The 26,267-nt window shown below is 74.4% G+C and carries 26 protein-coding genes; 13 read left to right on the top strand and 13 right to left on the bottom strand.

The genetic code is table 11. The annotated features are described in order from the left end of the window. Positions 1-32: 32 nt before the first annotated feature. Both pfkB and ACWDXC_RS20770 read right to left on the bottom strand, forming a co-directional pair. Positions 33-1,031, bottom strand: coding sequence for a 1-phosphofructokinase (pfkB, locus tag ACWDXC_RS20775; RefSeq protein WP_449984260.1), 999 nt, complete (start codon positions 1,029-1,031; stop codon positions 33-35). A gap of 10 nt (positions 1,032-1,041) precedes the next feature. Then, a complete protein-coding gene (locus ACWDXC_RS20770) occupies positions 1,042-1,803 on the bottom strand; it encodes a DeoR/GlpR family DNA-binding transcription regulator (RefSeq protein ID WP_219514976.1) in 762 nt (253 codons plus the stop codon). Positions 1,804-1,891: 88 nt separating this feature from the next. Here ACWDXC_RS20770 and ACWDXC_RS20765 point away from each other — a divergent pair, with 88 nt between their 5' ends. Then, a complete protein-coding gene (locus tag ACWDXC_RS20765) occupies positions 1,892-2,839 on the top strand; it encodes a hypothetical protein (RefSeq protein ID WP_449984257.1) in 948 nt (315 codons plus the stop codon). Here the strand turns inward: ACWDXC_RS20765 and ACWDXC_RS20760 are convergent. Next, positions 2,821-3,453 carry an SAM-dependent methyltransferase gene (locus ACWDXC_RS20760; RefSeq protein WP_449984254.1) on the bottom strand — a complete coding sequence of 211 codons (633 nt, stop codon included), beginning with the start codon at positions 3,451-3,453 and terminating at the stop codon, positions 2,821-2,823. The genes ACWDXC_RS20765 and ACWDXC_RS20760 overlap by 19 nt on opposite strands. Before the next feature lie 205 nt (positions 3,454-3,658). Here ACWDXC_RS20760 and ACWDXC_RS20755 point away from each other — a divergent pair, with 205 nt between their 5' ends. Next, positions 3,659-5,278: a DUF4082 domain-containing protein gene (locus tag ACWDXC_RS20755; RefSeq protein WP_449984252.1), complete on the top strand. Its 1,620-nt coding sequence runs from the start codon at positions 3,659-3,661 to the stop codon at positions 5,276-5,278. 51 nt (positions 5,279-5,329) lie between these two features. On the opposite strand, the gene ACWDXC_RS20750 is transcribed toward ACWDXC_RS20755, so the two are convergent. From ACWDXC_RS20750 to ACWDXC_RS20740, 3 genes are read right to left on the bottom strand one after another with little or no spacing between them, the layout of a single operon-like run. Continuing rightward, positions 5,330-6,022: a B3/B4 domain-containing protein gene (locus tag ACWDXC_RS20750; RefSeq protein WP_219514970.1), complete on the bottom strand. Its 693-nt coding sequence runs from the start codon at positions 6,020-6,022 to the stop codon at positions 5,330-5,332. A 32-nt stretch (positions 6,023-6,054) separates the two neighbouring features. Then, entirely contained in the window at positions 6,055-6,393 is a 339-nt protein-coding gene (locus tag ACWDXC_RS20745) for an MmcQ/YjbR family DNA-binding protein (RefSeq protein ID WP_449984249.1), read from the bottom strand. A 9-nt stretch (positions 6,394-6,402) separates the two neighbouring features. Then, complete coding sequence (locus tag ACWDXC_RS20740; protein ID WP_449984246.1) at positions 6,403-6,837, bottom strand: CBS domain-containing protein; 435 nt, start codon at positions 6,835-6,837, stop codon at positions 6,403-6,405. 123 nt (positions 6,838-6,960) lie between these two features. On the opposite strand from ACWDXC_RS20740, the gene ACWDXC_RS20735 reads away from it, so the two are divergent. Beyond that, the gene (locus ACWDXC_RS20735; RefSeq protein WP_449984243.1) at positions 6,961-7,755 is read left to right on the top strand and encodes a class I SAM-dependent methyltransferase; all 795 of its coding nucleotides are present in this window, start codon (positions 6,961-6,963) and stop codon (positions 7,753-7,755) included. A gap of 24 nt (positions 7,756-7,779) precedes the next feature. Here the strand turns inward: ACWDXC_RS20735 and ACWDXC_RS20730 are convergent, their stop codons facing one another. Both ACWDXC_RS20730 and ACWDXC_RS20725 read right to left on the bottom strand, forming a co-directional pair. Further along, positions 7,780-8,301 (bottom strand): hypothetical protein, encoded by a 522-nt coding sequence (locus tag ACWDXC_RS20730; RefSeq protein WP_449984241.1) that lies wholly within the window; start codon positions 8,299-8,301, stop codon positions 7,780-7,782. A gap of 11 nt (positions 8,302-8,312) precedes the next feature. Next, positions 8,313-9,242 (bottom strand): hypothetical protein, encoded by a 930-nt coding sequence (locus tag ACWDXC_RS20725; protein ID WP_449984238.1) that lies wholly within the window; start codon positions 9,240-9,242, stop codon positions 8,313-8,315. 35 nt (positions 9,243-9,277) lie between these two features. Here ACWDXC_RS20725 and ACWDXC_RS20720 point away from each other — a divergent pair, with 35 nt between their 5' ends. Both ACWDXC_RS20720 and ACWDXC_RS20715 read left to right on the top strand, forming a co-directional pair. Beyond that, on the top strand, positions 9,278-10,210 hold the full coding sequence (locus tag ACWDXC_RS20720) for a GNAT family N-acetyltransferase (RefSeq protein ID WP_449984236.1): 933 nt from the start codon (positions 9,278-9,280) through the stop codon (positions 10,208-10,210). Between the two features lie 36 nt (positions 10,211-10,246). After that, positions 10,247-11,023 carry an arylamine N-acetyltransferase family protein gene (locus tag ACWDXC_RS20715; RefSeq protein WP_449984233.1) on the top strand — a complete coding sequence of 259 codons (777 nt, stop codon included), beginning with the start codon at positions 10,247-10,249 and terminating at the stop codon, positions 11,021-11,023. A gap of 129 nt (positions 11,024-11,152) precedes the next feature. On the opposite strand, the gene ACWDXC_RS20710 is transcribed toward ACWDXC_RS20715, so the two are convergent. Together ACWDXC_RS20710 and ACWDXC_RS20705 are read right to left on the bottom strand one after the other, a co-directional pair. Then, complete coding sequence (locus tag ACWDXC_RS20710) at positions 11,153-11,275, bottom strand: hypothetical protein (RefSeq protein ID WP_449984231.1); 123 nt, start codon at positions 11,273-11,275, stop codon at positions 11,153-11,155. Next, complete coding sequence (locus tag ACWDXC_RS20705) at positions 11,272-11,910, bottom strand: nucleotidyltransferase domain-containing protein (RefSeq protein WP_449984228.1); 639 nt, start codon at positions 11,908-11,910, stop codon at positions 11,272-11,274. Before ACWDXC_RS20705 ends, ACWDXC_RS20710 begins: the two co-directional genes overlap by 4 nt. A 148-nt stretch (positions 11,911-12,058) precedes the next feature. Here ACWDXC_RS20705 and ACWDXC_RS20700 point away from each other — a divergent pair, with 148 nt between their 5' ends. Both ACWDXC_RS20700 and ACWDXC_RS20695 read left to right on the top strand, forming a co-directional pair. Continuing rightward, positions 12,059-13,918, top strand: a complete 1,860-nt coding sequence (locus ACWDXC_RS20700) for a propionyl-CoA synthetase (protein ID WP_449984226.1) — start codon at positions 12,059-12,061, stop codon at positions 13,916-13,918. A gap of 76 nt (positions 13,919-13,994) precedes the next feature. Beyond that, positions 13,995-17,021, top strand: a complete 3,027-nt coding sequence (locus ACWDXC_RS20695; protein WP_449984223.1) for an NACHT domain-containing protein — start codon at positions 13,995-13,997, stop codon at positions 17,019-17,021. On the opposite strand, the gene ACWDXC_RS20690 is transcribed toward ACWDXC_RS20695, so the two are convergent. Continuing rightward, entirely contained in the window at positions 17,018-18,160 is a 1,143-nt protein-coding gene (locus tag ACWDXC_RS20690) for a sensor histidine kinase (RefSeq protein ID WP_449984220.1), read from the bottom strand. The two genes, ACWDXC_RS20695 and ACWDXC_RS20690, sit on opposite strands and share 4 nt — an antisense overlap. Beyond that, on the bottom strand, positions 18,157-18,813 hold the full coding sequence (locus ACWDXC_RS20685) for a response regulator transcription factor (RefSeq protein ID WP_364179059.1): 657 nt from the start codon (positions 18,811-18,813) through the stop codon (positions 18,157-18,159). The genes ACWDXC_RS20690 and ACWDXC_RS20685 overlap by 4 nt, the downstream gene beginning before the upstream one ends. A 153-nt stretch (positions 18,814-18,966) precedes the next feature. Here ACWDXC_RS20685 and ACWDXC_RS20680 point away from each other — a divergent pair, with 153 nt between their 5' ends. The 6 genes from ACWDXC_RS20680 (at position 18,967) to ACWDXC_RS20655 (ending at position 25,123) form a co-directional block, all read left to right on the top strand. After that, positions 18,967-20,325 (top strand): hypothetical protein, encoded by a 1,359-nt coding sequence (locus tag ACWDXC_RS20680; protein WP_449984218.1) that lies wholly within the window; start codon positions 18,967-18,969, stop codon positions 20,323-20,325. Then, positions 20,322-21,491: a sensor histidine kinase gene (locus tag ACWDXC_RS20675; protein ID WP_449984216.1), complete on the top strand. Its 1,170-nt coding sequence runs from the start codon at positions 20,322-20,324 to the stop codon at positions 21,489-21,491. Before ACWDXC_RS20680 ends, ACWDXC_RS20675 begins: the two co-directional genes overlap by 4 nt. Next, entirely contained in the window at positions 21,488-22,135 is a 648-nt protein-coding gene (locus ACWDXC_RS20670) for a response regulator transcription factor (protein ID WP_219514938.1), read from the top strand. The genes ACWDXC_RS20675 and ACWDXC_RS20670 overlap by 4 nt, the downstream gene beginning before the upstream one ends. 178 nt (positions 22,136-22,313) lie before the next feature. After that, positions 22,314-23,201, top strand: coding sequence for a hypothetical protein (locus ACWDXC_RS20665; protein ID WP_449984213.1), 888 nt, complete (start codon positions 22,314-22,316; stop codon positions 23,199-23,201). Between the two features lie 70 nt (positions 23,202-23,271). Continuing rightward, positions 23,272-24,177, top strand: coding sequence for a hypothetical protein (locus tag ACWDXC_RS20660; RefSeq protein WP_449984210.1), 906 nt, complete (start codon positions 23,272-23,274; stop codon positions 24,175-24,177). A 70-nt stretch (positions 24,178-24,247) separates the two neighbouring features. Next, positions 24,248-25,123, top strand: coding sequence for a hypothetical protein (locus ACWDXC_RS20655; RefSeq protein WP_449984208.1), 876 nt, complete (start codon positions 24,248-24,250; stop codon positions 25,121-25,123). On the opposite strand, the gene ACWDXC_RS20650 is transcribed toward ACWDXC_RS20655, so the two are convergent. Continuing rightward, positions 25,108-26,265: a UDP-N-acetylglucosamine--N-acetylmuramyl-(pentapeptide) pyrophosphoryl-undecaprenol N-acetylglucosamine transferase gene (locus tag ACWDXC_RS20650; RefSeq protein ID WP_449984205.1), complete on the bottom strand. Its 1,158-nt coding sequence runs from the start codon at positions 26,263-26,265 to the stop codon at positions 25,108-25,110. The genes ACWDXC_RS20655 and ACWDXC_RS20650 overlap by 16 nt on opposite strands. Positions 26,266-26,267: the final 2 nt, after the last annotated feature.

Here is a 26,267-nt window from a genome sequence, read left to right as displayed (position 1 = left end):
GGGGGATGAGCAGACTCCAGGGGATGAGCCGGTCAGCGACCCGGCGGCGGCCGCGCCGGGCCGGTGGTCGAGCTGAGCGGGCGCGCCGGGTCGAGGGCCGAGGTGAGCGGGCGCGCCGGGTCGGGGGCGTGGACGCGTACGGCGTCGCGGCGGATGTCGCGCGGGCCCGGCATGCGGCTGCCCGGCAGGCCGACCGCCGCCGCGCCCCAGGCCAGCGCCTCCACCAGGGCGCGCTCGCCGCGCGCCCCGGCGGCCAGGAAGCCCGCCAGCATCGCGTCGCCCGCGCCGACCGCGCTGCGCGGCCCGGCGACCGCGGCCTCGCCGTACCAGATCCCGCCGTCCTCGACGAGGACCGCGCCGTCGGCGCCCAGGCTGGCCAGGACGGTACGGGCCCCGGCGGCGCGCAGCTCGCCCGCCGCCTCGACCACGTCGCCCAGGCAGCGCGGCGCCCGGCCGGTGGCGGCGGCCAGCTCCTCCAGGTTCGGCTTGACCAGCGCCGGGGCGGCGCCGAGCGCGCGGGCCAGCGCGGCGCCGCTGGTGTCGACCGCCACGTGGATCCCGGCCCCGGCGAAGCGGCGGCACAGCCGCGCGTAGACGTCGTCGGGCACCCGCGGCGGCAGGCTGCCGGAGGCGACCACCCAGTCCGCCTCGTGCGCGGCGGCCAGCACGGCGTCGGCGACGGTGTCGAGCTCGGCCGGCGACAGCGCGGTGCCCGGCTCGTTCACCTTGGTGACGGTGCCGTCGGGCTCGGCGAGCGTGACGTTGGACCGGGTCCGCCCGGCCACCGGCACCGTCACCATGTCCAGCCCCTCCTGGCCGAGCAGGCGCACGAGCTGCCGCCCCTCGTCGCCCCCGAACGGCACCACCGCCCGCGACGCCACGGCGTTGGCCAGCAGCGCCCGCGACACGTTCACCCCCTTGCCGCCGGGGTCGAGCCGCGCCGCCGCCGCCCGGATGACCGCGCCCCTGGCCAGGGCCCCGATCTCGATCGTGCGGTCCAGGCTTGGGTTCAGCGTCAGGGTCAGGATCACCGCCGCCCCCTCAGGCCCGGACGACCTCGGGCCCGGCGGCCGACAGCTCGGCGGCCAGCGCCGGGTCGAGGCCCGTGTCGGTGATCACCACGTCGATCTCGGCCAGCGTGGCGAACGACGCCAGGTACGTGTTGGTGAACTTGGTGTGGTCGGCCAGCAGCACGCTGCGCTGCGCGGCGCCGACCATCGCCCGCTTGATCGCCGCCTCCGCCGGGTCCGGCGTGGTCAGCCCGCGCGCCGCCGAGCAGCCGTTCGTGGCCATGAACGCGACGTCCACGTGGAGCTGCGACAGCGGCCGCAGCGCCCAGTCGTCCACCGTCGCCAGCGTGCGCCCGCGCACCCGGCCGCCGAGCATGATGACGTTCAGGTTGGCGCGGGCGGCCAGCGCCGTGGCCAGCGGCGGCGAGTTGACCACCACGGTGAGCTCGCGATCGGCGGGCAGCACCCCCACCAGGCGGCCCGTGGTGGTGCCCGCGTCGATGATCACCGACCCGTCCTCGGGCAGCTCGGCGAGCGCGGCCTTGGCGATGCGCTCCTTTTCGGCCGTCATCACCTCGTCGCGGGCCGCCAGCGCGGGCTCGAACCCGAGCCGCTCCACCGGGATCGCGCCGCCGTGCACCCGGCGCAGCACGCCCGCCCGCTCCAGCGCGGTCAGGTCGCGGCGGATGGTCTCGGTCGTCACGTCGAGCTCGCCGGCCAGGGACACCACGTCGACGCGGCCCGCCGCGCGCGCCCTGCGGAGGATCTCCTGCTGCCGCTCCTCGGCGTACATGATGTGGGTTCACCGCCGTTTCGAGTTGGATTCCCCTTTGTTTAACTCCGTTTCTGTGGAGTCGTCAAGACTCTGATAGGTATGTCGGATGCGTATGAAGCCGTGGGCCGCCGTGGCGGCAGCCGTACCACTCGCAGCGGGATGCGTCGCCGGGCCTTCGGCCGGCCCCGCGTCGGCCACCACCGCCCCCGAGACGCTGAGCGCCCCCGCGGCCACCCCGTCCGCGTCCGCATCCACGGCCAGGACCCGTACGGCCCGGCCGCCCAAGGTCCCGGCGGGCACCACGGCCTCCTGGCTCGTCTTCGACCGGACGAAGGGCAAGGCGGTCGCCACCCGTCACGCGCACCGCAAGTTCCGCTCCGCCTCGGTGATCAAGATCCTGATGGCGATCGACTTCCTGGAACGGAACCGGCAGGTCTCCGCCGCCGACGCCCGGCTGCTCAAGATCATGCTGCGGGAGAGCGACGACGACGCCGCCTCCACGCTGTGGGACCGGGGCGGCAAGGGCGCCATCGTCACCCGGATGGCCCGCAAGCTGCGGCTGTCCGACACCACGCCGCCGCCCGCCACCCACCCCGGCTTCTGGGGGTACGTGTCGCTGAGCGTCCACGACATCGTGCGCACCTACCGCTACCTGCTCGACACCGCCGAGCCGCGCGTGCGCGACACCGTGCTCGGCCACCTGCGCCAGGCCACCCCGTGCGGCAGCGACGGCTTCGACCAGACCTTCGGCATCCCCAGCGCGGTGCCCCGGCCGTTCGCGGTCAAGCAGGGCTGGTCCGGGTTCGGCACCGTGCCGCCCGTCCGCTGCGACGCGCGGGCCCAGGGGGCGTCCATCTCCACGGTCGCGCTGCGCTCGCGCGGCTCGGGCATCCCCGACCTCGGCCGTCCCGTGCTCCACACCACCGGCCTGGTGGGCAAGGGCGAGCGTTACGTCATGGCCGTGCTCACGGCGCACCCGGCGGGCGCGACCTGGAGCAGCTCGGTCCGCCGCATCACCGGCCTGACCAAGGACCTCTACCGAGGGCTCCCCTGAGCACGCGAGCCGCCCGGGAGGAAGGTGAACATCCGCTCGCCCCGCCGCAGCGGCGTGGGCGGGCCGGCGTAGCGGTGCACGCCGACGCCGAACTCCGCCGTCTCCAATGACACCCGGTCGAACCCCGTCTCCTCGAACCAGGCGCAGATCGACGGCACCAGGTCGGGCTCGCGGGTGTGCCGGGTCCACACCACCGTCGCCCCCGGCGCGCACAACTGGGGCAGCGCGGAGACCGTCCGGCGGACGTCGGCGTCGCCGAGGTTGCCGAACAGGCCGCAGACGAGCACCAGGTCGGCCGGTACGGCGCCCGCGTAGGCGTCCGTCAGGGCCGCGTCGCCGCGCACCACCTCCACCCCGGCCGGCGCCCGCTCTTCGGCCAGCCGCGCGTTGCGCTCGTCGAGCTCCACCAGCCGGGCGCGCACCCGGCCGCGCCGGGGGTGCGCGGCCAGCACCGGCAGGAGGTCGCGGCCCTGGCCCGCGCAGAGGCTCACCACCCGCTCCGCGCCCGCGTCGAGGGCGGCGCGGACGGCGCCCTGGACCACGGCCAGGCGCCGGCCCAGGCTCGATCCCGGCCGGTCGTAGTCGTCGTGCCAGCTCACCCAGTCGCGTGCCATGATCCCGATACTGATCAATACGCGCCCGGCAGGCAACGACATTCTTGAATTTGGGGCCGGCTGCAATCAACGCCGGGCAACGGACCTATTTCTGGCGTATCTCGGTTGGATAACTGAAATATGCGGAAAAGTGCCCGGAGTGGCGCGTGATGCTGGCAGCATGGGGCCGGTTCGCTGATCGGGGATTCATTCTGGAGGCCTCCTCGTGAACGGTTCACCGCACCGCACCCTGACGGCGGCCGCCGCCGCGCTCGTCGCGCTCGCGGCGCTCGCCGGCCCGGCCCCCGCGCTCCCCGCGGAGCGGCAGGCGGCCGCGTTCCCCGTGACGCCCCGGGCGGCGGCGCAGGAGGAGAGCTTCTGGTCGCCGACCAGCGTCGTCCCGGCCAAGCTGGGGCGTGACCGCAGGCCCGTCGAGCTGGGCATGCGCTTCACCGCGTCCCGCACCGGGTCGGTGGTCGCGGTCCGCTTCTACAAGCACCGCCGTGCCGCCGCCGGTCACTCCGCCAGCCTGTGGGACGGCGCCGGCAACCGGCTGGCGCGGGTCGCGTTCGGCACGGAGACGGCCTCCGGCTGGCAGGAGGCGCGCCTGCCGGAGCCCGTCACGCTGCGGGCCGGCCGCTCGTACGTGGTCTCCTACCACGCCCCCGACGGCCGTTACGCGGTCGCCCGGCACTACTTCCGCCGCTACCTGCCGGGGACCGACTCGCTCAGCGCCTCCCGCTGGAACGGCGCGTTCGCGTACGGCGCGAGCGCGTTCCCCCGCAGGACCAGCGCCGGCCACAACTACCTCGTCGACGTGGTCTTCCGCCCGGGCGCCGGCACCCCGTCCCCGAGCCCGTCCCCCACCAGGACCCGCACCCAGACCCCCACCCCGACCCCGACGGTCACCACCACGGTCACCCCCACACCCACGGTGAGCCCCACCCGCACCCCGACGAGCACCCCACAGCCCACCAAGCCCGAGCCCACCAAGCCCCAGCCGACGAGCCCGCAGCCGACGAGCCCGCAGCCCACCGGCCCCGAGCCGTCGACGCCCGGCAGGCCCGGCTGTGAGCTGCCCGCGCACCCGACGCCCGCCTGCACCGGCGTGCCCGACTCCCTGCGGCTGTCCACGATCAAGGGCGACTTCACCGCCGCCAAGCCCGGCCAGGTCCTCGACGGCGTGCACATCACCGGCGACCTGACCGTGGAGGCGTCCGGCGTCGTCATCAGGAACAGCCGGATCGACGGAATGATCACCAACTGGAAGACGGGCGGCTCGTTCACCATCACCGACTCCACGGTCGGCCCGGAGAAGGGCTGCCGCATCTACCCGGCGGTCGGCGAGAAGAACTTCACCGCCACCCGCATCGAGGTGCGCGGCTTCGACGACGGCTTCCGCATGTCGGGCAGGAACGTCACGATCAGGGACTCGTACGTGAACCTGTGCGGCCCGCCGACGAGCCACTCCGACGGCATCCAGGCGTACTGCCCCGGCGGCATCGTCTGCAGCGGCCTGGTCTTCGACCACAACACGATCGACCAGCGCGAGGCGCCCCAGCACTCCGACCCGGTCAACCTCGTCGACAAGAACCTGAGCGCGGTGACGGTGACCGACAACCTGCTGGCCGGCGGCAACTACACGCTGTTCCTGCAGTGGCGTTCCGGGCCGAAGTGGAAGGTGTCGGGCAACAAGCTCGTCCATGACGCCTGGGACTTCGGCCCGGTCAGCTCGGCCGACACGTGCGAGAACATCGACTGGGGCCCGGGCAACGCGGTCGTCACCATCGACAAGCACTACCGCATCACCCGGACGGTCCGGCACCTGCACGACTGCGTCGAATAAGGCGTCGAGCAGAGCGTCGAACAGGGCGTCGACCAGGGCGCCGAGCTGGGCTCAGAACTCCAGGCGCGGCGACGCAGGGCCGAGCACCGCGGCGGCGGGCGTGACGCCCCACGCGGCGCTCAGCTCGCCGCTCAGCACCTCGGTGAGCTTGCGCACGTCCTCGGCGGCCGTGGGGTGCAGGGCCTCGGCGACGATCAGCACGGAGGCGGTCGTGTCGCGGACGGCCGACAGGCCGCTCTGCCGGTTGGTCCAGCGGCGGGCGTGCGCGTGGCCGCCGCCGTCGGCGAAGATCACCTCGCCGGGCTCGGGGTGCTCACGCTCGCCGGCGAGCGTGACGTACTCCTCCTGGCCCGTCGCGCGCCGCACCTCCAGGAAGCCGTCCACGCGGGACAGGTCGAACACCGCGACCGGGATCGCGAACGCCACCGACACCGCGTTGCACAGGTCGATCAGCGGATGGATGCGCGGCAGCGCCCCCTCCTTCTTGAACCGGCGCAGCAGGGACTCCGAGGCGCACCGGTACTGCGTCGGCTTGAGCCCCATGCGGGAGAAGGCCCGCCGCCACGCCTGGATCTCCGGCAGCCCGGACTCCGGCCCGGCCGCCAGCCGCTCGGCCGCGGCCGCGTGGTGGGCGCGCAGCGCCTCGTCGACGGAGGCGCCGGGCGTGATGCCCTCGGCCAGGATGGTGCCCGGGACCAGCTCCGGGAAGTCGCGCCAGACGGCGTCGTCGTGCTGGAAGTGCATGGGCCCATCGTCTCAGACTGTCTGGGACCGTCTCAGGCGATGTAGGCGGCGTAGACCTTCTTCGGCACGACCATCCGCCACGCCTCCACGACCAGCTCGCGCATCTCGGTCTCGTCGAGCGCGGCCATGCGCGCGCAGACCCAGTTGAAGCGCAGGTCGGACTCGGGCGGCAGGAGGAACTTGGCGGGCTCGGCGGCGACCAGCGCGGCCCGCTCCTCCTTCGGGAAGGCGAAGCCCATCACGGTCTCGTCGCGCGAGAACGCCAGGTAGACGATGGCGCCCACGCGGAACTTGACCCGGTCTCTGATCAGGTGCTCCGACGACCTCGGCAGGGTCGCCGCGAGCCGCCGCACGTCCTCGACTGTGACCACGGGGCCACGTTAGCGGTTGCCCTCCGCGGCCGAGATGTCGGCCAGCGCCGAGTTCGGGTCGCGTTCGACGGCCAGGTCGCCGATGCTGAGGATGCCGACGGCGCGGCCGTCCTCGACGACGGGCAGGCGGCGCACCGCGTGCGAGCGCATGAGCTGGACGGCCTGCTCGATGCTGGTGTCGGGGCCGATCGCCTCGACGTCCGACGAGCACGCCTCCTTGACGGGCGTCTGCGGGCCCTTGTCGTCGGCGACGAGCCTGACGGTGATGTCACGGTCGGTCACGATGCCGCGCATCCGGCCGTTGTCGTTGACGATGATCGCGCCGGTGTCGTTGTCGCGCATGAGGGCGGCGGCGGCGCTGGCCGGCTGGTCGCCCTCGATGGTGGCGGGGTGGGCGGTCATCACTTCTGCCACGGTCTTGGCCATGGTGAGCTCCTTGTTCATCGGTGGAGCCTCCCAGCTACCCGCTGTCGGGCCGCTAATCCTGACCGAATAGTGAGACGATTTCTCTTGAATGGCGAGACAGGTGTTAGCCTGCCGGGGACGATCACGAGATGAGGAGTCCCGATGGACGCCGTCTACACCCACGGTCACCACGAGTCGGTGCTGCGCTCCCACCGCTGGCGCACGGCCGCCAACTCGGCCGCCTACCTGCTGCCCCACCTGGAGCCGGACATGACGCTGCTCGACGTGGGCTCCGGGCCCGGCACCATCGCCGCCGACCTGGCCGCGCGGGTGTCGCGGGTGACGGTGTCGGAGGTGACGCCCGAGGCGCTGGCGCTGGCCGAGGCCGAGCTGGAGGCCAGGGGCGTGACCAACGCCGACTTCCGCGTGGCCGACGCCCATGCGCTCGGCTTCCCCGACGGCGCCTTCTCCGTCGTCCACGCCCACCAGGTGCTCCAGCACGTCGGCGACCCCGTCCGGGCCCTGCGCGAGATGGGCCGGGTGACCAGGCCGGGCGGGCTGGTGGCGGCGCGCGACAGCGACTACACCGCCTTCGCCTGGTATCCGCTGCTGCCCGCGCTGGAGGAGTGGATGGCCCTCTACCAGAAGCTGGCCCGCGCCAACGGCGGCGAGCCCGACGCCGGGCGGCGCCTGCTGTCGTGGGCCCGCGCCGCGGGCTTCACCGACGTCACCGCCACCGCCTCCGTCTGGTGCTTCGCCACGCCCGCCGACCGGGCCTGGTGGGGCGGCATGTGGGCCGAGCGGATCCTGCGCTCCGCCATGGCCGAGCAGGCCCTGACCAGCGGCGCGGCCACCGAGGACGACCTGCGCCGGATGTCCGGCGGCTGGCTGGAGTGGGCCGCGGCCGACGACGCCTGGCTGTCGATCACCCACGGCGAGATCCTCTGCCGCGTGTGACGGGCGGCGCCCGCGAGCGGTCGTTCAGAGGCCGAGCGTGCCCGCCCGCTGCCACTGCGGGTCGCGGTAGAGCACCACGTCGGTGCCCTCGATCAGCTCGTCCGGCGCCGACAGCATGGTGATCTCGCCGGCCGCCTGCAGCTCCAGCAGCAGGTCACGCACCCGCGGCCCCACCGGCAGCCGCCCGGCGGGCAGCCGCAGCCCGTCGCGGATCGTGTCGGCGATCTGCGACAGGCTGAACGGCCCGTCGAACCCCGACACCACGCCCCGCACCATCGTCATCGTGATGCGCTCCTCGGCCTCGGCGTGGGCCAGCTGCCAGGTCATCTGCTCGCGCCGGCCGCCCGTGCCGGCGCACGACGGGCAGCGGTGCGTCAGGCCCGGCGCCAGCACCTCCTCGGCCGAGCCGAGGCAGGCCGTGCACAGCTGGTTCTCGGCGGCGTGCAGCTCGGCCGCCATCCGCCCGGCGAACTGCGCGCCGCAGTCGCACGAGTAGGCGTCGCCGAGGATCGTGCCGGACGGTGCGGAGATCGTGTGTTTCGTCATCGCGGGTCACCCTACCCGCGCGCGGCCAGCCCGCGCAGACGGCGCAGCGCCTTGCGGGCCGAGGCCGACACGCGGGCGTCCGGGTGGTGGTCGACGAACACCCTCAGCACCGCCTCCGCGCCCGGATGGTCGGCCAGCGCCAGCAGCGCGACGGTGCCCGCCTGCTCCTCCGGGTCCAGCCCGAGCGCCACCGACTCGACCACCTCGTCCGCCTCGCCGCCGAACTCCAGCAGCGCCGCCGCCATGTCCACCAGCGCCCAGGCGAGCTCGCCCGACCCCGGCCGCCCGTCGCCGCTCCCGTCGCCGCCGCTGTGGTCGCGGCCCAGCCTGGCGGCGACCACCGCGCCCGTCCGGGGCTCCGCCAGCAGCCCGTCGAGCGCCCGGCGGCCGTCCTCGCCGAACCGGGTGGCCAGCAGCTCGATCCCGACCGCCCGGCCCAGCGGGCTCGCCCCGCCGACCGCGGCGGCGATCTCCGCCGCCGCTGCCGCCCGGTCGCGGCCCGCGAGCCAGCCGGCCAGCTCCTCGTCGCGTTCCGGCTCCGGGTACGCGCGCAGCCCGTGCAGCAGCGCGGCGGCGTCCCCGCCGGCCAGCGACCCCATGACCGGCACCCGCTGCCCGGTCACCTCGGCGATCAGCTCCCTGCCGGTCCACAGTCCGAGCGGCGTCAGCTCGTACGGCGCGGAGTCCCGTACCAGGCCGAGCCGGGCGAGCGCGGCGGGCGGCTCGCCGGCGGCGGGGTCGCGCGCCAGGAACCGGCGGACCAGCTCCAGCAGCAACCCCTCCTCGCCGCCGAGCACGTCCCGGCAGGTCAGCGCCCACGCGCGCAGCACCTGCGCGGGATCGCCATCGGCGGGGGCGCCGGGCACGGCGGCGGCCAGCTCGCCGTCAGGCGGTAAATGGATGGGCGGCTGGAGTGGAAGAGTGTCATCGTAGGGGGCCATTGCCCCATCCTGTCGGATATTTGTGGAGATCATCTATGCTGTTCCGTCCCGCGGCCGAGTCCGAACTCGACCGCCTGCTCGGCTGCGTCGTCGACGAGCCCGTGAGCTGGGCCGACCCCGACCGGCTGCGCGCCTTCCTCGCGGACGGGCACTACCGCTACGACCGCATCTGGGTGGCCGAGCGCGACGGCGAGATCCTGGCACGGGCCGTGTGGTGGGGGTTCCCGGACTCCGGGCCCCTGGCCCTCGACTGCCTCTACGTCGACCCCTCCGTCCCCGACCGGGTGGAGCTCGCCGCCGACCTGCTGCGGCACGCCCACGAGGCGTTCGGCGACAGGCCCGCCTACCACCTGTTCGTCCCCGCCGGATGGCGCGACCAGCCCGCCGTCACCGCGGCCGTCGCCTGGCGGTGGGAGGCCGGCGGCCGGGCCGGGCTGACCGACGAGCTCGAACGCCTCCGCTACGCCTGGAAGCCCGGCGCGCCGGTGCCCGAGCCGACCGGCCGGCTGGAGTTCCGCGCCGAGCCCGACGACGAGGCGTTCGCCGAGGCGTTCCGGCAGGCCGCCGAGGGCAGCCTCGACCACCACACCCGCCAGGCCCTGCTCGTCAAGGACGCCGCCGCCGTCGCCCGCGAGGACCTCGACGACTACCTGCGCATGCCGGGGGAGCGGTCCTGGTGGCGGCTCGCCTACACGCCCGGCGGCGAGCTGGCCGGGTTCGCGCTGCCGTCCGCCAACCAGGCCGGGCCCGTCGTCGGCTACCTCGGCGTCCTGCCCGCCCACCGGGGCCGCGGCTACGCCGCCGAGCTGCTCGCCGAGATCACCCGCTCGCACGCCGGGCGCGGCGCCACCCGGATCGCCGCCGACACCGACGCCGGCAACGTCCCCATGGCCAGGACCTTCGAACGGGCCGGCTACGAGCTGTTCGCCGTCCGGCTCGTCCTGTCGCACGATCCCGCGAACCCGTGATGCGGCACCCCGTCCCGCTCCGCCACCCTTGAACGCATGAACTGGGACATCGACCACCTCGACCTCGAGGCGTACCTCGCCAGGATCGGCCACGACGGGACCCGCGACGCCACCCCGGAGACGCTGCGGGCCGTGCACCGCGCGCACGTGACCGCCATCCCGTTCGAGAACCTGGACGCCGTCCTGGGCCGCGGCGTCCCCATCGACCTCAAGTCCGTGCAGGACAAGCTGGTCGGGGGACGGCGCGGCGGCTACTGCCACGAGCACAACCTGCTGCTCGCCGCCGCGCTCGAACGGCTCGGCTTCCCCGTGACGCGCCACCTCGCCCGCATCCGGCTCGGCCGCCCGCACCTGCCCCGCTCCCACGCCGTCCTCACCGTCGAGGCCGGCGGCACCCGCTGGCTCGCCGACGCCGGCTTCGGCGGCGACGGGCTCGTGGAGCCGCTGCCGCTCGCCGACGGCGCCCACGCGGCGCTGGGGGAGTGGCGCTGGCGGCTCGGCCGCGACGGCGGCTTCTGGGTGCTGCACGCCGGGTCCGCCGAGCTGTACGCCTTCCGCGAGGACGAACCGCAGTACCCGAGCGACTTCGAGATGGCCAACCACTACGTCGCCACCCACCCGCGATCGCCGTTCGTCCGGCACGTGCTCGCCCAGCGCACGGTGCTCTCCCCGGACGGTCACGCCGCCCGGGTGCGCGTCGGGGACCTCGGCGCCACCACCGCCCGCGAGCTCGCCGACGCGCTCCGGGACCGGATCGGCATCACGATCACCGAACAGGACGCGGCCCCGCTCCTGTCCCGCCTCACGGGGTGACCGCTCCTCTCCGCCCGGGGGCCGGTCAGCGGGCGAGCCGGGTGCGGACGACGAGGTCGTGCAGCGCGTCGTGGGCGGTGGCGGCCTCCGGGAGGCGGGAGGCAGCCCCGGCCTCCTCCAGCTCGGCTGTCAGCCGCGCCCGTCGGCCCCCGCCGCCGGGAACCCGTACAGGTGCGCGCCGCTCACCGTCGCGAACGCCGGCGGGTGCGGCTGCCCGCCGGGGATGTCCGCCGGCCAGCCGGGCAGTTTCACAGGTGGCCCCTCCGTACGTCGATCAGGAACGCCTCCACGGCGGCCCGGTCGGGCCGGTCCGGCAGGACGGACGGCGCGCCGGCGAGGTCGGCGGCCAGTTCGGCGCGCCAGGCGTCCACCCGCTCCCAGGGCACCTCGCCGCGCCGGACGGCGAGCAGCCGGTCGCGGTGCGCGCCCACGTCGACCAGCGGCTCGCCGTGCCGCACCAGGTGCAGGCCGCTGATCAGCAGCCGGATCATGTGCATCGCCTGCTTCCACTTGGGCGCGGCCGGGTCCAGGCGGCGGAACTGGGCGTCGGCGTAGCCGGTGAACGTCTCGTGGGCGCGCCGCGACAGGAACGCGCCGCGCAGCTCGCGCAGCCGCCGCCCCTCGGCCGTCTCGACCTCGACGATCGGCGACCACAGGCACTCCAGGACGGTCGGGTTCGCGTCCAGCGCCAGCCGGCAGAACCGCTCGACCTCCCACGAGAACTGCTCGGGCAGCGGCCCGTCGCGATGCGTGACCGGCTTGTCCAGCCGCCAGAAGTCCGCCGTCGGCGCCACGAACACGCCCCGCCGGTCGGTGTCGGACGCGCCGGTCCGCAGCCCGTACGCCCGCGAGCCCGTCACGACGGAGAGGATCAGGTCATCGTCCACCCGGCCACCTTGCCAGGCCGGGCCGGCGGGCCGCTCACCAGGTCCGCCGGGCCGCCCCTGCCGCATCGTGAGCGGGGTGGAAAGGATCTCCCCGACACCCGGGCCCGAAGGGCTTGCACAGCCCGGAGGGGCCTGGTCTGATCAGGAAGTGCGAGGTTATGAGGCTGCCTATCGGCAGAGCATCGAGGACCCCGAGACGTTCTGGGGCGAGGCTGCGCGCGGGATCGACTGGGACGTGCCGCCGGAGCGGGCGGCCGCCGAGGGCGGCTGGTTCGCCGGGGGCAGGCTCAACACCTGTCACAACGCCGTCGACCGTCATGTGGCCGCGGGCCGGGGCGGGCAGGACGCGCTGATCCACGACAGCCCGGTCACCGGCACGGTGCGCCGCTACACCTACGCCGAGCTGCTGGAGCAGGTGTCCAGGACGGCGGGGATGCTGCGCGGGCTCGGTGTCGGCCGGGGCGACACCGTGGTGATCTACATGCCGATGGTGCCGGAGGCGGTGTTCGCGATGCTGGCCTGCGCCAGGATCGGGGCGGTGCACTCGGTGGTGTTCGGCGGGTTCGCGGCCGGTGAGCTCGCGGTGCGGATCGACCACGCCCGGCCCAAGGTCGTGCTGTCGGCCTCGTGCGGCATCGAGCCGTCCCGGACCGTCGCGTACAAGCCGCTGCTCGACGCGGCACTGCGGCAGGCCGCGCACCGGCCGGAGCATTGCGTGGTCCTGCAGCGGCCGCAGGGCCCGGCCGAGCTGAGCGAGGGCCGTGACCTCGACTGGGCGCGGGCGGTGCGGGAGGCCGAGCCCGCGGAGTGCGTGAGCGTGGCGGCGACCGACCCGCTGTACGTGCTCTACACCTCCGGCACGACCGGGGTGCCCAAGGGGGTGGTGCGCGACAACGGCGGGCACGCGGTCGCGCTGCACTGGAGCATGTCCCACGTGTACGGGGCCGCGCCGGGGGAGGTCTTCTGGGCCGCCTCCGACGTGGGCTGGGTGGTCGGGCACTCCTACATCGTGTACGGGCCGCTGCTGGCGGGGTGCACGACCGTGCTGTACGAGGGCAAACCGGTGGGGACGCCGGACCCGGGGGCGTTCTGGCGGGTGGCCTCGACGTACGGGGTGCGGACGCTGTTCACGGCCCCGACGGCGATCCGCGCCATCAAGAAGGAGGACCCAGCAGGAAATTTCGCCAAAAAGTGGGACTTGTCGGCACTGCGCTACCTCTTCCTGGCCGGTGAGCGCCTCGACCCCTACCACTGGGCCGCCGGCCTGCTCGGCGTCCCGGTGATCGACCACTGGTGGCAGACCGAGACCGGCTGGCCGATGGCCGCCAACTGCGTCGGCATCGAGGAGCTGCCCGTCAAGCCCGGCTCGCCGACCAAGCCCGTCCCCGGCTACGACGTGCGCGTCCTTGACGAGGAGGGCCGCGAGTGCCCGCCCGGCGCCGAGGGCGCGGTCACCGTGCGCCTGCCGCTGCCGCCCGGCTGCCTGCCCACGCTCTACCGCGACGACGCCCGCTTCGCCGAGTCCTACCTGTCCCGCTACCCCGGCCACTACCTGACGGGCGACGGCGGCTACCTGGACGACGACGGCTACCTGTACGTGATGGGCCGCGTCGACGACGTGATCAACGTGGCCGGGCACCGGCTGTCCACCGGCGCGATGGAGGAGGTGGTCGCGGCGCACCCGGACGTCGCCGAGTGCGCGGTGATCGGCGTGGCCGACGAGCTGAAGGGTCAGCTCCCGATGGGGTTCGTGGTGCTCAAGGCGGGAGCCGGGCGCGATCCGGCCGAGGTGGAGCGCGAGCTGGCGGCGATGGTGCGCGAGAGGATCGGCCCGGTGGCGGCGTTCCGCACGGCCGTGGTGGTGCCGCGGCTGCCCAAGACCCGCTCGGGCAAGATCCTGCGCGGGACGATGCGCGACATCGTGGCGGGGCGCGCGTACCGGGCGCCGTCCACGATCGAGGACCCGGCCGCGCTGGCGGAGATCGCCGAGGCCGTCACGGACCGGTGAACTCCACGGTGAATCACCCAAAGAATCACCATAAAAAGCGTCATGATGGGATTTCTCACGCTCTTCGGAGACGCGCATGACGGACATCCTCAGCTACGCCGACGCCCTGAAGATCCTCGGCTGCGACCAGAGCCGCCTCGTCAAACTCGTCGACCTCGCCTCGACCGTGTCGCTGACCGGCTGGGCGCTGGCCGGCGGCGCGCGCCTGCCGATGGGCCTGCTCGACCTGCGCGCCGACGTGATCCGCTACACCGAGGACGTGGTCCGCCGGATGACCGGCCGGGGCGGCCACCGCTTCGAGCGCACCCAGCGGCTGGCCGCGGCCCACGCGGTGATCGTCGTGTCGGCGTACTTCGAGGCGCTGGGCGAGGCGCGGCTGCCGGTCGGGCTGGAGTCGCTCGACCACACCGCCCACCCGGGCACCGGCCCGGCCGAACGGTTCGCCGCCCTGGTGGAGAGCCTGCTGCTGACCCCGCTGCCGATGCCCGAGCCGCACCGCCCGTATGAGGAGACCCGGCAGGCCGTCCAGCGCGTCCACCAGCGGATGTCCGAGGCGGTCACCGCCTACGCGCGCGGGCTGCCCCTGTGGGAGAAGCTGCGCGCGGGCGACCGCACCCGGCTGCCGATCCTGCTCGCCGACGGCACCGCCGCGCAGGCGCTGCGCGTCTACGACGAGGACTACCGGCTGCTCAGCCGCGACAACCCCGAGTTCGGCATGTGGAGCCTGGTCACCGAGACGCCGCCGCTCGGCGCCGGCCTGTCGCGGGTGGCGCGGCTGCTGGCGGAGCTGGCCCCGCCCCGCCTGGGCGACCGGCCGATGATCCACCTGGTGCGGCTCGCCGCCACCGCCCTGGACCAGCCGCTCATGTCGGGCGGCACCGCGCCCGAGGACGTCACGCTGCCGCTGCTCGGCGAGGGCTACATCAGCCCCCGCTGCCGGGTCGCGGAGATGACCCGCGAGGCCACGCCCGCCGCCCGGAGCTGGTGGAACGACCGCCGCCGGCTGCCCGACGCGGAGGCGTTCCTGGTCGGCCACCTCACCTCGCTCGGCGCCACGCAGGCGCCGCTCGTCGTGCTCGGCGAGCCCGGCGCGGGCAAGTCCAAGCTGGCCGAGGTGCTCGCCGCCCGGCTGGCCGGCTCGGAGTTCCTGCCGATCAGGGTCGAGCTGCGCCACGTCGTCGCCGAGTCCACCGTCATCTCCCAGATCGACCAGGGCCTGCGCAACGTGCTCGGCGAGGAGGTGCGCTTCGAGGAGCTGGTCGACGCGGGCGGCGGCGCGCTGCCGGTCGTCATGCTCGACGGGTTCGACGAGCTGATCTCCAGCCGCCACGACTACCTGGAGCAGATCCAGGAGTTCCAGGCCGGGCAGTACCGGGTGGGCAGGCCCGTCGCGGTGATCGTGACCGGCCGCACCGTGCTCGCCGACCAGGTCAGGTTCCCCGAGGGCGTGCTGGCGCTGCAGCTCCAGCCGTTCGAGGAGGACCAGGTGCGGCGCTGGCTGGACATCTGGGACCAGACCAACCGGGCGCTGCTGGCCCGCCACGACCGGGTGCCGCTGAGCGCCGACGCGGCGCTCGCCCACGGCGAGCTCGCCACCCAGCCGCTGCTCCTGCTGCTGCTCGCGCTGCACGACGCCACCGGCGACCCGGTGCGGCCCGACGGCACCGGCATCGGCCGCGCCGCCCTGTACGAGTCGCTGATCCGCGACTTCGCCCAGCGCGAGGTGGCCAAGGACGCCGCGGCCGGCGGGCTGCCCCCGGCCCGCCAGCGCGCCCTGGTCGACCGGGAGCTGGTGCAGCTCGGCGTGGTGGCGCTGTCGATGTTCGCCCGCGGCCGGCCGGTCGCGGCGGAGGCGGCGCTGGACGCCGACCTGGCCGCCGTGTGCGGGCAGGCCCGCCGCGACGCCGGCGGCACCGTCAACTGGGCCCGCCGCGCCACCCGCCGCTTCTTCTTCGTGCACCGCACCGAGCCCGGCGACCGGGTGCCGCGCTACGAGTTCCTGCACGCCACGTTCGGCGAGTTCCTCGTCGGCTGGCTGGCCGTCCACGCGGTGCGCGAGCTCGTGCGGCGGCACGACCTGCTCGACAGCGAGCTGGCCGCCGCCCCCGCCCAGGACCTCGACGACGACCTGCTCTACGCCGTCACCTCGTTCTCCTGCCTGGCCGAACGCGGCCCGGCGATCGGCTTCGCCGTCGAGCTGCTGTCGGCGCTGCCCGCCGACGTGCGCGCCCGCGCGGTCAGCCTGCTCGGCGCGCTGCTGCGCGAGTCGCTGCACGAGCGCCGCCGCCGCTCCTTCACCGCCTTCGAGCCCGTACGCCATCCCGTCACGCGGCGGCTGGCCGCCTACTCCGCCAACCTCACCCTGCTGTACGCGGCCGCCGCGGGGGAGCCGGTCCGCGTCTCGGAGCTGCTCGGCGACGGCGACCACCTGGCCCGCTGGGCGTCGTACGCGCATCTGTGGCGCAGCCAGCTCGGCGAGGACGGCTGGAACGGGCTGCTCGCGGCGCTGCCCGCGCAGCGCGTGTCGGAGGGCGGCGAGCGGGACGTGCTGCTGGGCGGCGCCCCCGAGCCGCCCGCGGCCGAGGGGCTGAGCTGGTGGTTCGACCACCGGATGCGGCAGCGGGCCACCGTGCTGCGCCACCGCACCCGGGCCTTCGCCGAACGCCCCTACCTGCTCAGCCTCGACACCGACCTGCTGGCCGACCTGCTCGCCGACGACGCCGACCTGCCGCTCGTGCTGCGCCCGTCGGGGAACGTGGCCAGCGCCACCCACCTGGTGCAGGAGCTGCTGACCGGCGGCCCGGCGGGGCCCGAGGAGCGCGTCGCCCTCTACCTGGACGCGATCGGCGCCGTCACCGCCGCGAACATCTCCGGCGGCGGCCGGCTGCTCGGCCTGATCGCGCACGCGGTCACGCTGGACGGCGGCGCGCTGCCGTTCGCCGAGCGCGGCCGCATCCTCAGCGAGCTGCTGCACGGCGGCGCCGAGCACGCGCTGCTGCGCCCGCTCGTCGAGTCGATGATCGCCGAGCGGTTCGAGAGCTGGGAGAGCCTCGTGCAGGCGGGCATCCCGGAGGACGTGCTCCGCAAGATCCACAGCCCCTAGGCGGCCGGGAGCTCGACCGTGATCGTCAGCCCGCCCTCCTCGCGGGGCCGGGCGACGACCGTGCCGCCGTGCGCCTCGGCGATCACCCGGACGATCGACAGCCCGAGCCCGCTGCCGCGCTCGGAGCGCAACCGGTCGCCGTGCAGCCGCCGGAACGGCTGGAAGATCGTCTCGATCTCGTACGGGGGCACCTGCAGCCCGGTGTTGGCCACGACCAGCTCGACCTGCTCGGCCCGCTGCCGCGTCGTCACCCACACCTCGCCCTTGGGGTGGTTGTGGCGGATCGCGTTCTCCACCAGGTTCTGCACCAGCCGCTCCACCAGCACCGCCTCGCCCGCGGTCGGCGCGGCGTCGAGCAGCCGGTGGATCGTCACCTCCCGGTCCTGCGCCTCGGCGGCGGCCAGGTCGAGCACGTGCTCGGCCACGTCCGTCAGGTCGAACGGCCGCCGGTCCAGCACCGCCTGCTCGCCCTCGGTCAGCGCCAGCAGGCCGTCGATGAGCCGCTCGTGCCGGGCGTTGACCAGCAGCAGCGACTCGCCGAGCCGTTTGACGTCCTCGGTCGCGTCCGGCCGGCGCACCGCCACGTCCACCAGCGTCCGGTTGATCGTCAGCGGCGTGCGCAGCTCGTGCGAGGCGTTGGCGACGAAGCGCCGCTGCCCGTCGAACGAGCGGGCCAGCCGGTCGAGCATGGTGTCGAAGATGTCGGTCAGTTCCCTGACCTCGTCGCGCGGCCCCCGCCAGCCGATCCGCTCGGTCAGGTCGTGGCTCTGCGCCACCCGCCGGGCGGTCTCGGTGGCGTGCCGGACCGGGCGCAGCGCCCACCCGGCGGCCCGCCAGCCCAGCGCGAACGCCACGCCCGCGCCGCCCAGCACGACGAGCGAGCCGACGGTGCGCACGTTGGCGAGCGTGTCGCGCTCGTACACGGCGCGCACGTGCATGACGCGGTCGCGGGTGAACTCGTAGACGGTGCTGTAGCGGTGGGTGATCCAGCCGGCGTCGCGGACGTAGTCGGGGGTGATGAGTCCCGACCGGTAGGCGAGGCTCTGCTGCACCACGACGTGCACGCCCGCCAGCACCAGCGCGCCCGCCACGAGGAACACCCCGGCGCAGGCCAGGCCGAAACGCAGTCGGACGCTCATGGGATGCGATACCCCGACCCCGGCACCGTCTCGATGACCTGCGGCTGGCCGAGCTTCTTGCGCAGCTTCGTCATCGTGGTCCGCACGGTGTTGGTGAACGGGTCGATGTGCTCGTCCCACACCTTCTCCAGCAGCTCCTCCGCCGACACCACCGCGCCCCGCGCCCGCAGCAGCTCGGCCAGCACGCCGAACTCCTTGCGCGCCAGCGGCACGTACCGGCCCTCGCGGAACACCTGCCGGTGCGCCCAGTCCAGCCGCACCCCGGCCCGCTCCAGCATCGGCGGGTCGGCCCGCCTGGCCCGCCGCCCCAGCGCGTGCACCCGCGCCAGCAGCTCCTCGAACGCGAACGGCTTCGGCAGGTAGTCGTCGGCCCCCAGCGACAGCCCCGCCACCCTGGAGCGCAGGTCCGACGCGGCGGTCAGCATGAGCACCCGCACCAGCCAGCCGCGCTCCACCACGTGCGCGCACACCTCGTCCCCGTGCCTGCCCGGCAGGTCGCGGTCCAGGATCAGCACGTCGTAGTCGTGGACGCCCAGGCGTTCCAGCGCGGCCTCCCCGTCGTAGGCCACGTCCACGGCGAGCGCCTCGTTCCGCAGTCCCTCGGCGATCGAGTCGGCGAGCATCCGCTCGTCCTCGGCGATCAAGACACGCACCTTGGCCCCCAAAGATCCATAAATGAAGAACAGTGTGACCTTAGAGGCATAACGCCGACGTAACCACTTCAGGTGACGCCCCGGTTATGCGCCCGGCGCTGGACTTCTCCCCTCCGGCCGGGATCCGCCCGGCCCGCCCGGGGGGAGTGCCGCATGGCCGCGCACCGCCTGTTCGCCGTCGTCCTCGCGCTCGCCGCCGCCCTGCGGGTGCTCGTCATGCTCGGCTACGACACCGCGATGGTGTACTGGTACGACTCGTTCACGTACCTGGACACGGCGGTCCACCTGCAGCCGCGCGGGGCCTTCCACCCCGCCGGCTACTCCGCGTTCCTGTGGCTGATGCGGCCGTTCGGCAGCGTCGAGCTGATCGCCGGGGTGCAGCACGCGATCGGACTCGGCGTCGCCATCATGATCTACGCCCTGCTGCGGCGGCGCGGGCTGCCCGGCTGGGGGGCCACGCTCGCCGCCGTGCCCGTGCTGTTCGACCCCGCGTTCGTCAGGCTGGAGCACGCCATCCTGTCCGACCTCCAGGTCATCGCGCTCGTCGTGGCCGCGCTGTGCGCGCTGCTGTGGCGCGAGGAGGTCACCTGGCGGGCCGCCGCGCTCGCCGGGCTGCTGCTCGCGCTCGCCGGGATCACCCGCACCGCCGCCGCGCCGCTGATCGGCCTGGCCGTCCTGTGGCTGCTGCTGCGCCGCGTCCCGTGGCGGGGCGTCGTCGCGCTCGCCCTGGCGGGCGCGCTGCCGCTGATCGGCTACGCCGGCTGGTACGCCCAGCACAACGGCCGCTTCGCGCTCAGCGGCTCCGACGGCGTCGCGCTCTGGGCGCGCACCATGACGTTCGCCGACTGCTCGATCATCAAGCCGCCGCCCGAGGAGGCCCCGCTCTGCCCCAACGGCACCGTCCTGGACGCCGCCTCCGAGTACGTGTGGGCGCCCGGCGCGTCGCTCAACCGGCTGCCCGGCGGCCGGTTCGCGCACAACGACCTGGCCCGCTCCTTCGCCGTGCGCGCCATCGCCGCCCAGCCGCTCGACTACCTGCGCGAGGTGGCCGCCAACACCGCGCTCGCCTTCACCTGGGAGCCCGTCCCGCACCCCGACCGCATGACGCCCACCTCCCGCTTCCCGTACGGCACCTGGACGCTGCCGGACAACCCGCTGGTGGACAAGGTGCGCGCCGAGTACGACCCCGACATCCGCGGCATGCGCTCGGTGGAGCCGTTCGGGTCGATCCTGGCCGCCTACCCGTACCCGTGGTTCCTGCACGGGACGCTGTTCGGGGTGATGCTGCTGGCCGGGGCGGCGGGCTCGATCGGCCGCCGCCGGGCCGCGCTGCTGCCCTGGACGTTCGCGATGTTCCTGCTCGTCGCGCCGGTCGCCGCGCTGGACTTCGACCACCGGTACGTGCTGCCCGCCATCCCCCTGGCCGCCGTGGCTGCCGCGCTCGCCGTAGCCGCGATACCGCGTCCGCGGCATCGCGCGCCCGTACGGGAACGCGTTACCGTGCCCGTATGAAGACCTTCGCCCTGGTCTGCGGCATGGGCGTGGTCGTGGTGTACTCGACCCTCCTGGCCACCGGCAACCAGCCGGACGCCCGGCCGCTCGACCTGGCCGGCTACGTGCTGCTGGCCGTCGCCGCGCTCGGGCTGGCCTGGCTGCCGCGCGACCCCGTGGCCGCGCTCGTCGCCTGCGCCGGGGCGGCCGCGCTCTGCTTCGTCCAGGGCTACGCCTACGCGTTCTGGTGCGCGCCCGCGCTGATCGCCGTGTTCGCCGCCATCGACGCCGGGCGCCGCGCCGCCGGGTGGGCCGGGGCGGCGTTCCTGGTCGCCGTGCCGCTGACCGGCGCGATCGTCCATCCCTCGGCGGACCGGCTCGTCGGCGTCGTCATCTGGGCGCTGCTCGTCCTCGTCGTCGCCCAGCCCGCCGAGGTGTCGCGGGCCCGCCGCGACCACACCGCCGAGGCCGAACGGCGCGCCGCCGACGCCGAGCGCACCCGCGAGGAGGAGGCGCTGCGGCGCGCCCAGGAGGAACGGCTGCGGGTCGCCAGGGAGCTGCACGACGTCACCTCCCACACGATCTCGGTCATCGCCCTGCACGCCGCCGTCGCCGCCGAGGCGGTGACCCGCGCGGGCGGGCCGCCGGAGGCAGCTGCCGCCCTCCAGGTCATCCGCGCCTCCAGCCGCCAGGCGATGACCGAGATGAAGACCATCCTCGGCGTCCTGCGCCCCGCCGCGGCCGGGGCGGGGGAGCGGCAGCCGCAGCCCGGGGCGGCGCAGCTGCCCGCGCTGGCCGGGAGCGCCGGGCTGCCGGTCACGCTGGAGGTCGCCGGGGCGCGCCGGGAGCTGCCGCCCGTCGTCGACCTGGCCGTCTACCGGATCGTCCAGGAGGCGCTGACCAACACGCTCCGGCACGCCGCCGCGACCCGCGCCGCCGTGACGCTGACGTACGAGCCGGACGCCGTCCGCGTGCGCGTCGAGGACGACGGCGCCGGAGCCGCCCCGGCCCTGGCCCCGCCCGGACAGGAGCCCGAGCAGGGACAGGCTCGCGGGCAGGCTCAGGGGCAGGCTCGCGGGCACGGCCTCACCGGGATGGCGGAGCGCGTCGCGGCCGCCGGCGGGCGGCTGAGCACCGGTGACGGGCCCGCCGGCGGGTTCCGCGTCGACGCCTGGCTGCCCGCGTGATCACCGTACTGCTCGCCGACGACCAGCCGCTCGTCCGCGCCGGCCTGCGCGCGCTGATCGACCCCGAGGACGACCTGTCCGTCGTCGGCGAGGCCGCCGACGGCCGCGACGCGGTCCGGCAGGCCGCCCGCCTCGACCCCGACGTGGTGCTCATGGACATCCGCATGCCCGGCCTCGACGGCCTGGCCGCCACCCGCGAGATCGCCGCGACCCGCACCCGCGTCGTCGTGGTCACCACCTTCGACCTCGACGAGTACGTCTACGAGGCGCTGCGTTCCGGTGCGAGCGGCTTCCTGGTCAAGGACGCCGACCCCGCCGAGATCCGGCACGCCGTCCGGGTGGCCGCCCGGGGCGACGCGCTGCTGTCGCCGGGGGTCACGCGGCGGCTCATCGAGGAGTTCACCGCGCGCCCGCCGGACCTCAGCCCCGCCCGGCTCGCCCCGCTCACCGCCCGCGAGCGCGAGGTCCTGACCGGCGTGGCGCGCGGGCTGACGAACGGGCAGATCGCGGGGGAGCTGTTCATGAGCCCGGCCACGGTCAAGACGCACGTGAACCGGATGATGGCCAAGCTCGGCGTGCACGACCGGGCGCAGCTCGTCGTCCTCGGCTACGAGACCGGCCTGGTCCGCCCCGGCCGCCCCTGACCCGGACCGGCGCCCGCCCATCGGCCAGGCCGTCACCAGAGCCCCGGACCGCTCGGGGACGGCCCGGTTGAGGGGCGGCCGGTGAGGCCGGGCTGGTTCGAGGCTGCCGTTTCGGCGGATTGTTACGTAAAATTCGGGCATCGCGAGTGTTGGGGGCGCCAGGGTGCCGAGACAGGGCGTGGGTGTGGTGGTCGATCCCACCGTGCCGCCGGAGGTCGCCGGGATGCTGCGGGGCAGCGGGGCGCTCCTGTCGAGGTTCAGGGCCGGCTGGGTGCCGCCCCCCGTGGAGCCGATCGAGCGGCCGCGCGGCCCGTCGAGCCTCGCGCTGCTGGCCGCCACCCCGGTGGTCGTCGCGGTGGTGGCGGTGCTGCGGGACACGCCGCTGTCGGTGCTGGGGTTCATGGTGCTGGCGATGTTCGTGCTCGTCGTCCTGTTCAGGATCGCCGGCATCAGCGAGATACCCGAGGACGACCGGCCGCGCGAGCGGGCCGTCTACGAGCAGGCCCGCTGGTACGAGGGCCGCTACCTGTTACCCGGGGACTTCGACGAGGACGCGGCCCGGATGCTGGCCCGGGCGCAACGGGCCATCGGCACCGTCCTGCGCTCCCACGTCAACGCCGAGGGCCTGCTGGACGACGCGCGCAACGCGGTGATCCTGCCCGAGCAGGAGTGGGAGCTGGCCAGGCTGCTGGCCAAGCTGTCGGCGCTGCGCGCCGAGCACCGCGAGCTGATGGAACGCGGCATCGCCCCCGAGGTCGCCGCCGTCGTGCGCCCCCTGGACGCCGCCCTGGCCGGCAGCGAGGCGGCCATTTTGGCCCGGGTCGAGGCGCTGGAACGTTACGCCCGCCACGTCGCCGACGCCGAGCGCGCCTACCACGCGCGCGCCCAGATCGAGGAGCTGCGCGCCCGGCTGCCGCGCTACGAGGAGCTGCTGGCCGAGTCGGGCGCCGACGCGCTGGCCGTGCCCGAGCTCGACCGGCTCAGCGAGGACGCCGAGGACGTCGAGCGGGCGCTGCGGCGCAGCGTCACCTCCGCGCACGAGGCTTTTCGCTATCTGGAGAGCTGACCCGCGCCGGACGGCGTGAGCTGACCGCAGGGCCTGCCGCTGGGACAGAGCGCCACATAGGATCAAAAATGTGCCCGGTCGTCCTGCGAAGGTGATAGTCGAGCCCACTGTTCCAGCCGCGACCGCCGACCTGCTCCGCGGCAACCGCAAACTGCTGCTGCGCGTCCGTTCCGGCTGGGTCCCCGCGCACCGCCACCCGCCCGCCGTCGGCCTGGCGACCCGGACGATGGCGACCGTCGGGGCGCTGATGGCGATGTCCGCCGGGCTCGGGTTCTTCCTGGCCGGCCGCTACACGCCGTTCGTCGCCGTGATGACGCTGGCCGCGCTGCTGGCCGTCGCCGTGCTGGCCAGGCCCCGCCCGGACGCCGAGGTGGAGCGGCGGCACGAGATCGAGCGCCAGGTCTACGACAGCGCGCGCCGCTACGCCGGCCGGTTCGTGCTGCGCGAGGACCTGGACGAGGCGGCCCGCGCCCTGATGACCCGGGCCCAGACGGCCGTCGACGCCGTCCTGGACTCGAACGTGCACGCCGAAGGGCTGCTCGACGACGTCCGCAACGCGGTGATGCTGCCCGCCCAGGAGTGGGAGATCGCCCGCCTGCTGGCCAAGCTGTCGGAGCTGCGCGCCGAGCATCGCGGGGTGGTGGCCGAGGGGATCACCCCGGAGGTGGCGGCCGTCGCCGAGCCGCTGGCCCACGCCCTCGACAGCAGCGAGGCCGCCGTGCTGGCCCGCGTCGAGGCGCTGGAACGTTACGCGGGCCACGTCGCCGACGCCGAACGTGCCTACCGCGCCCGCGACCAGATCGAGCGGCTCGGCGCCCGCCTGTCCAGTTACGAGGAACTGCTGGCCGAATCGGGCGCCGACGATTCGGCCGTGCCCGAGCTGAGCCGCCTGGCCGAGGACGCCGGCCGGCTGGAACAGGCCCTGCGGGACAGCGTCACTTCAGCCCAAGAGGCATTCCGCCATTTAGGCGAATGAAATGCGCAATTACCGATAACCAGCAGGAGAATGAAGCCTGCAAAGAGAAATTCCCCTAGGATCCCGATTTGTGGAAGTGGTGGTGGATCCGGGGGTGCCGCCGGAGGACGCGCAACTGATCCGGGACAGCGGCAAGGTCCTGACCCGGATGCGGCGTGGCTGGGTCCCCCCGCCGCCGCCCCCCGCCAAGCGCCGGGGCGTCGGCATGATCATCGCCGTGGTGGCCGCCGGAGCCGCCCTCATGGCGCTCGGCGCGATGCGCGGAGGCGTCGGGCTGCTCCTCATCTTCATCGGCATCCCCGTCCTGGTCGCCGCCTTCATCCGCACCGACCTCTCCGACGATGACGACGAGGCCGTCGTCGACCGGCAGATCTACGAGCAGCTCCGCTGGTACGAGGGCCGCTACGTGCTGGCCGACGACCTCGACGAGTCGTCACGCAGGCTGCTGGCCCGCGCCCAGAAGGCGATCAAGGCGGTGACCGAGTCGGCCGTCAACATGGAGGGCCTGCTCGACGACGTACGCAACTCGGTGATGCTGCCCGCCCAGGAATGGGAGATCGCCCGGCTGCTGGCCAAGCTGTCGGCGCTGCGCACCAAGCACCGCCGGACCGTGACCGGCGCCGTCACCCCCGAGGTCGCGGCCGTGGCCGAGCCCCTGGCCCGGGCGCTCGACAGCAGCGAGGACGCCGTCGTGGCCCGGGTCGAGGCGCTGGAACGTTACGCCGCCAACGTCGCCGAGGCCGAGCGCGCCTTCCGGGCCCACCACCAGATCGAGGAGCTGCGCGGGCGGCTGCACCAGTACGAGGAGCTGGTGGCCGAGTCGGGCGCCGACGGCTTCGCGGTGCCGGAGATCGAGCGGCTCAGCCGCGACGCCGACCAGCTGGAGCAGGCCCTGCGGCGCAGCCTCAACTCCGCCCACGAGGCCTTCCGCTACCTGGAGCCCTGACCCGCGATCCCCTGGGCGTCCTGGCAGGTGCGTACGAGCAGGTCGGCCAGCACGTCGGCGGCGTCGACGCGGCCCAGCTTGCGAGCCGCCTCGCCCATCGCCGCCCGCAGCTCCGGATCGGTCAGCAGCGGCATCAGCTCGGCCAGCAGGTCGTCGGCCGTCGGGCGCGGCTCCAGCAGCGCCCGCCCCGCCCCCGAGGACATCAGGTAGGCGGCGTTCTTGCGCTGCTCGTCACCGCCCGTCGGGATGAGCGGGATCAGCACCGACGGCTTGCCGATCGCGGTCAGCTCCGACACGGTGCCGGCGCCGCTGCGCGCGATCACCACGTCGGCCGCCGCGTACAGGTCGGGCAGCTCCGAGCCCACGTACGGCACCGGATGGTAGCGGTCGGCCAGCCCCGGCGGCAGCTCCACCGCCCGCATCTGCTCGATCCAGGCCGGCCCGCACTGGTGCACCACCTGGGCGTGCGGCAGCAGCCGGGGCAGCAGCTCGGCGATCAGCGTGTTGATCTGCTTGCTGCCCTGCGCGCCGCCCGTCACGTAGATCAGCGGCACCTCGAACGTCAGCCCGAACAGGTCGTAGGCGGCGGCCCGGTTGCCCTGCAGCAGCTCCGGCCGGACCGGGTTGCCCGTCACGACCGCCTTGGAGCGCGCCGAGGCCGGCAGATAGTCCAGCGACGACTCGTGCGACAGCGCGATCCGGGTCGCCAGCCGCGACAGGATGCGGTTGGCCAGCCCCACCACCGTGGTCTGCTCGTGCATGACCAGCGGCCGGCGGATCAGCTTGGCCGCCACCCCGATCGGCACCGCCACGTAACCCCCGGTCGACAGCACCACGTCGGGCAGGTAGCGGGCGGCGTGCCCGATCGCCTGGAACACGCCCACCGGGATGCGGAACACGTCGGCGACGTTGGTGCCGAGCTCGCGCAGGTTGGGCCTGCGGCGCAGCTTGCCCGTGGTGATCGCCTTGAACGGGATGCCGTGCTCGGCGGTGAGACGGGCCTCCAGCCCGCCGGCCGTGCCCACCCAGAGCACGTCGTGCGGCACCTGGTGACGCCGCAGCGCCGCCAGGGTCGTCAGAGCCGGGTAGGTGTGACCGCCGGTGCCGCCGCCGGTGATCAGCAGTCGCAGGGTTCGTGACATGC

The sequence above is a fragment of the Nonomuraea sp. NPDC003214 genome (assembly GCF_053590035.1).
This window is presented reverse-complemented; position numbering and strand designations above follow the sequence as displayed.

Coding starts and splice junctions, on each gene's coding strand:
- ACWDXC_RS20770 (WP_219514976.1), bottom strand. CDS start 1,803: ATGTACGCCGAGGAGCGGCAGCAGGAGATCCTCCGCAGGGCGCGCGCG.
- ACWDXC_RS20765 (WP_449984257.1), top strand. CDS start 1,892: ATGCGTATGAAGCCGTGGGCCGCCGTGGCGGCAGCCGTACCACTCGCA.
- ACWDXC_RS20760 (WP_449984254.1), bottom strand. CDS start 3,453: ATGGCACGCGACTGGGTGAGCTGGCACGACGACTACGACCGGCCGGGA.
- ACWDXC_RS20750 (WP_219514970.1), bottom strand. CDS start 6,022: ATGCACTTCCAGCACGACGACGCCGTCTGGCGCGACTTCCCGGAGCTG.
- ACWDXC_RS20740 (WP_449984246.1), bottom strand. CDS start 6,837: ATGAACAAGGAGCTCACCATGGCCAAGACCGTGGCAGAAGTGATGACC.
- ACWDXC_RS20735 (WP_449984243.1), top strand. CDS start 6,961: ATGGACGCCGTCTACACCCACGGTCACCACGAGTCGGTGCTGCGCTCC.
- ACWDXC_RS20730 (WP_449984241.1), bottom strand. CDS start 8,301: ATGACGAAACACACGATCTCCGCACCGTCCGGCACGATCCTCGGCGAC.
- ACWDXC_RS20725 (WP_449984238.1), bottom strand. CDS start 9,242: ATGGCCCCCTACGATGACACTCTTCCACTCCAGCCGCCCATCCATTTA.
- ACWDXC_RS20720 (WP_449984236.1), top strand. CDS start 9,278: ATGCTGTTCCGTCCCGCGGCCGAGTCCGAACTCGACCGCCTGCTCGGC.
- ACWDXC_RS20715 (WP_449984233.1), top strand. CDS start 10,247: ATGAACTGGGACATCGACCACCTCGACCTCGAGGCGTACCTCGCCAGG.
- ACWDXC_RS20695 (WP_449984223.1), top strand. CDS start 13,995: ATGACGGACATCCTCAGCTACGCCGACGCCCTGAAGATCCTCGGCTGC.
- ACWDXC_RS20690 (WP_449984220.1), bottom strand. CDS start 18,160: ATGAGCGTCCGACTGCGTTTCGGCCTGGCCTGCGCCGGGGTGTTCCTC.
- ACWDXC_RS20680 (WP_449984218.1), top strand. CDS start 18,967: ATGGCCGCGCACCGCCTGTTCGCCGTCGTCCTCGCGCTCGCCGCCGCC.
- ACWDXC_RS20675 (WP_449984216.1), top strand. CDS start 20,322: ATGAAGACCTTCGCCCTGGTCTGCGGCATGGGCGTGGTCGTGGTGTAC.
- ACWDXC_RS20650 (WP_449984205.1), bottom strand. CDS start 26,265: ATGTCACGAACCCTGCGACTGCTGATCACCGGCGGCGGCACCGGCGGT.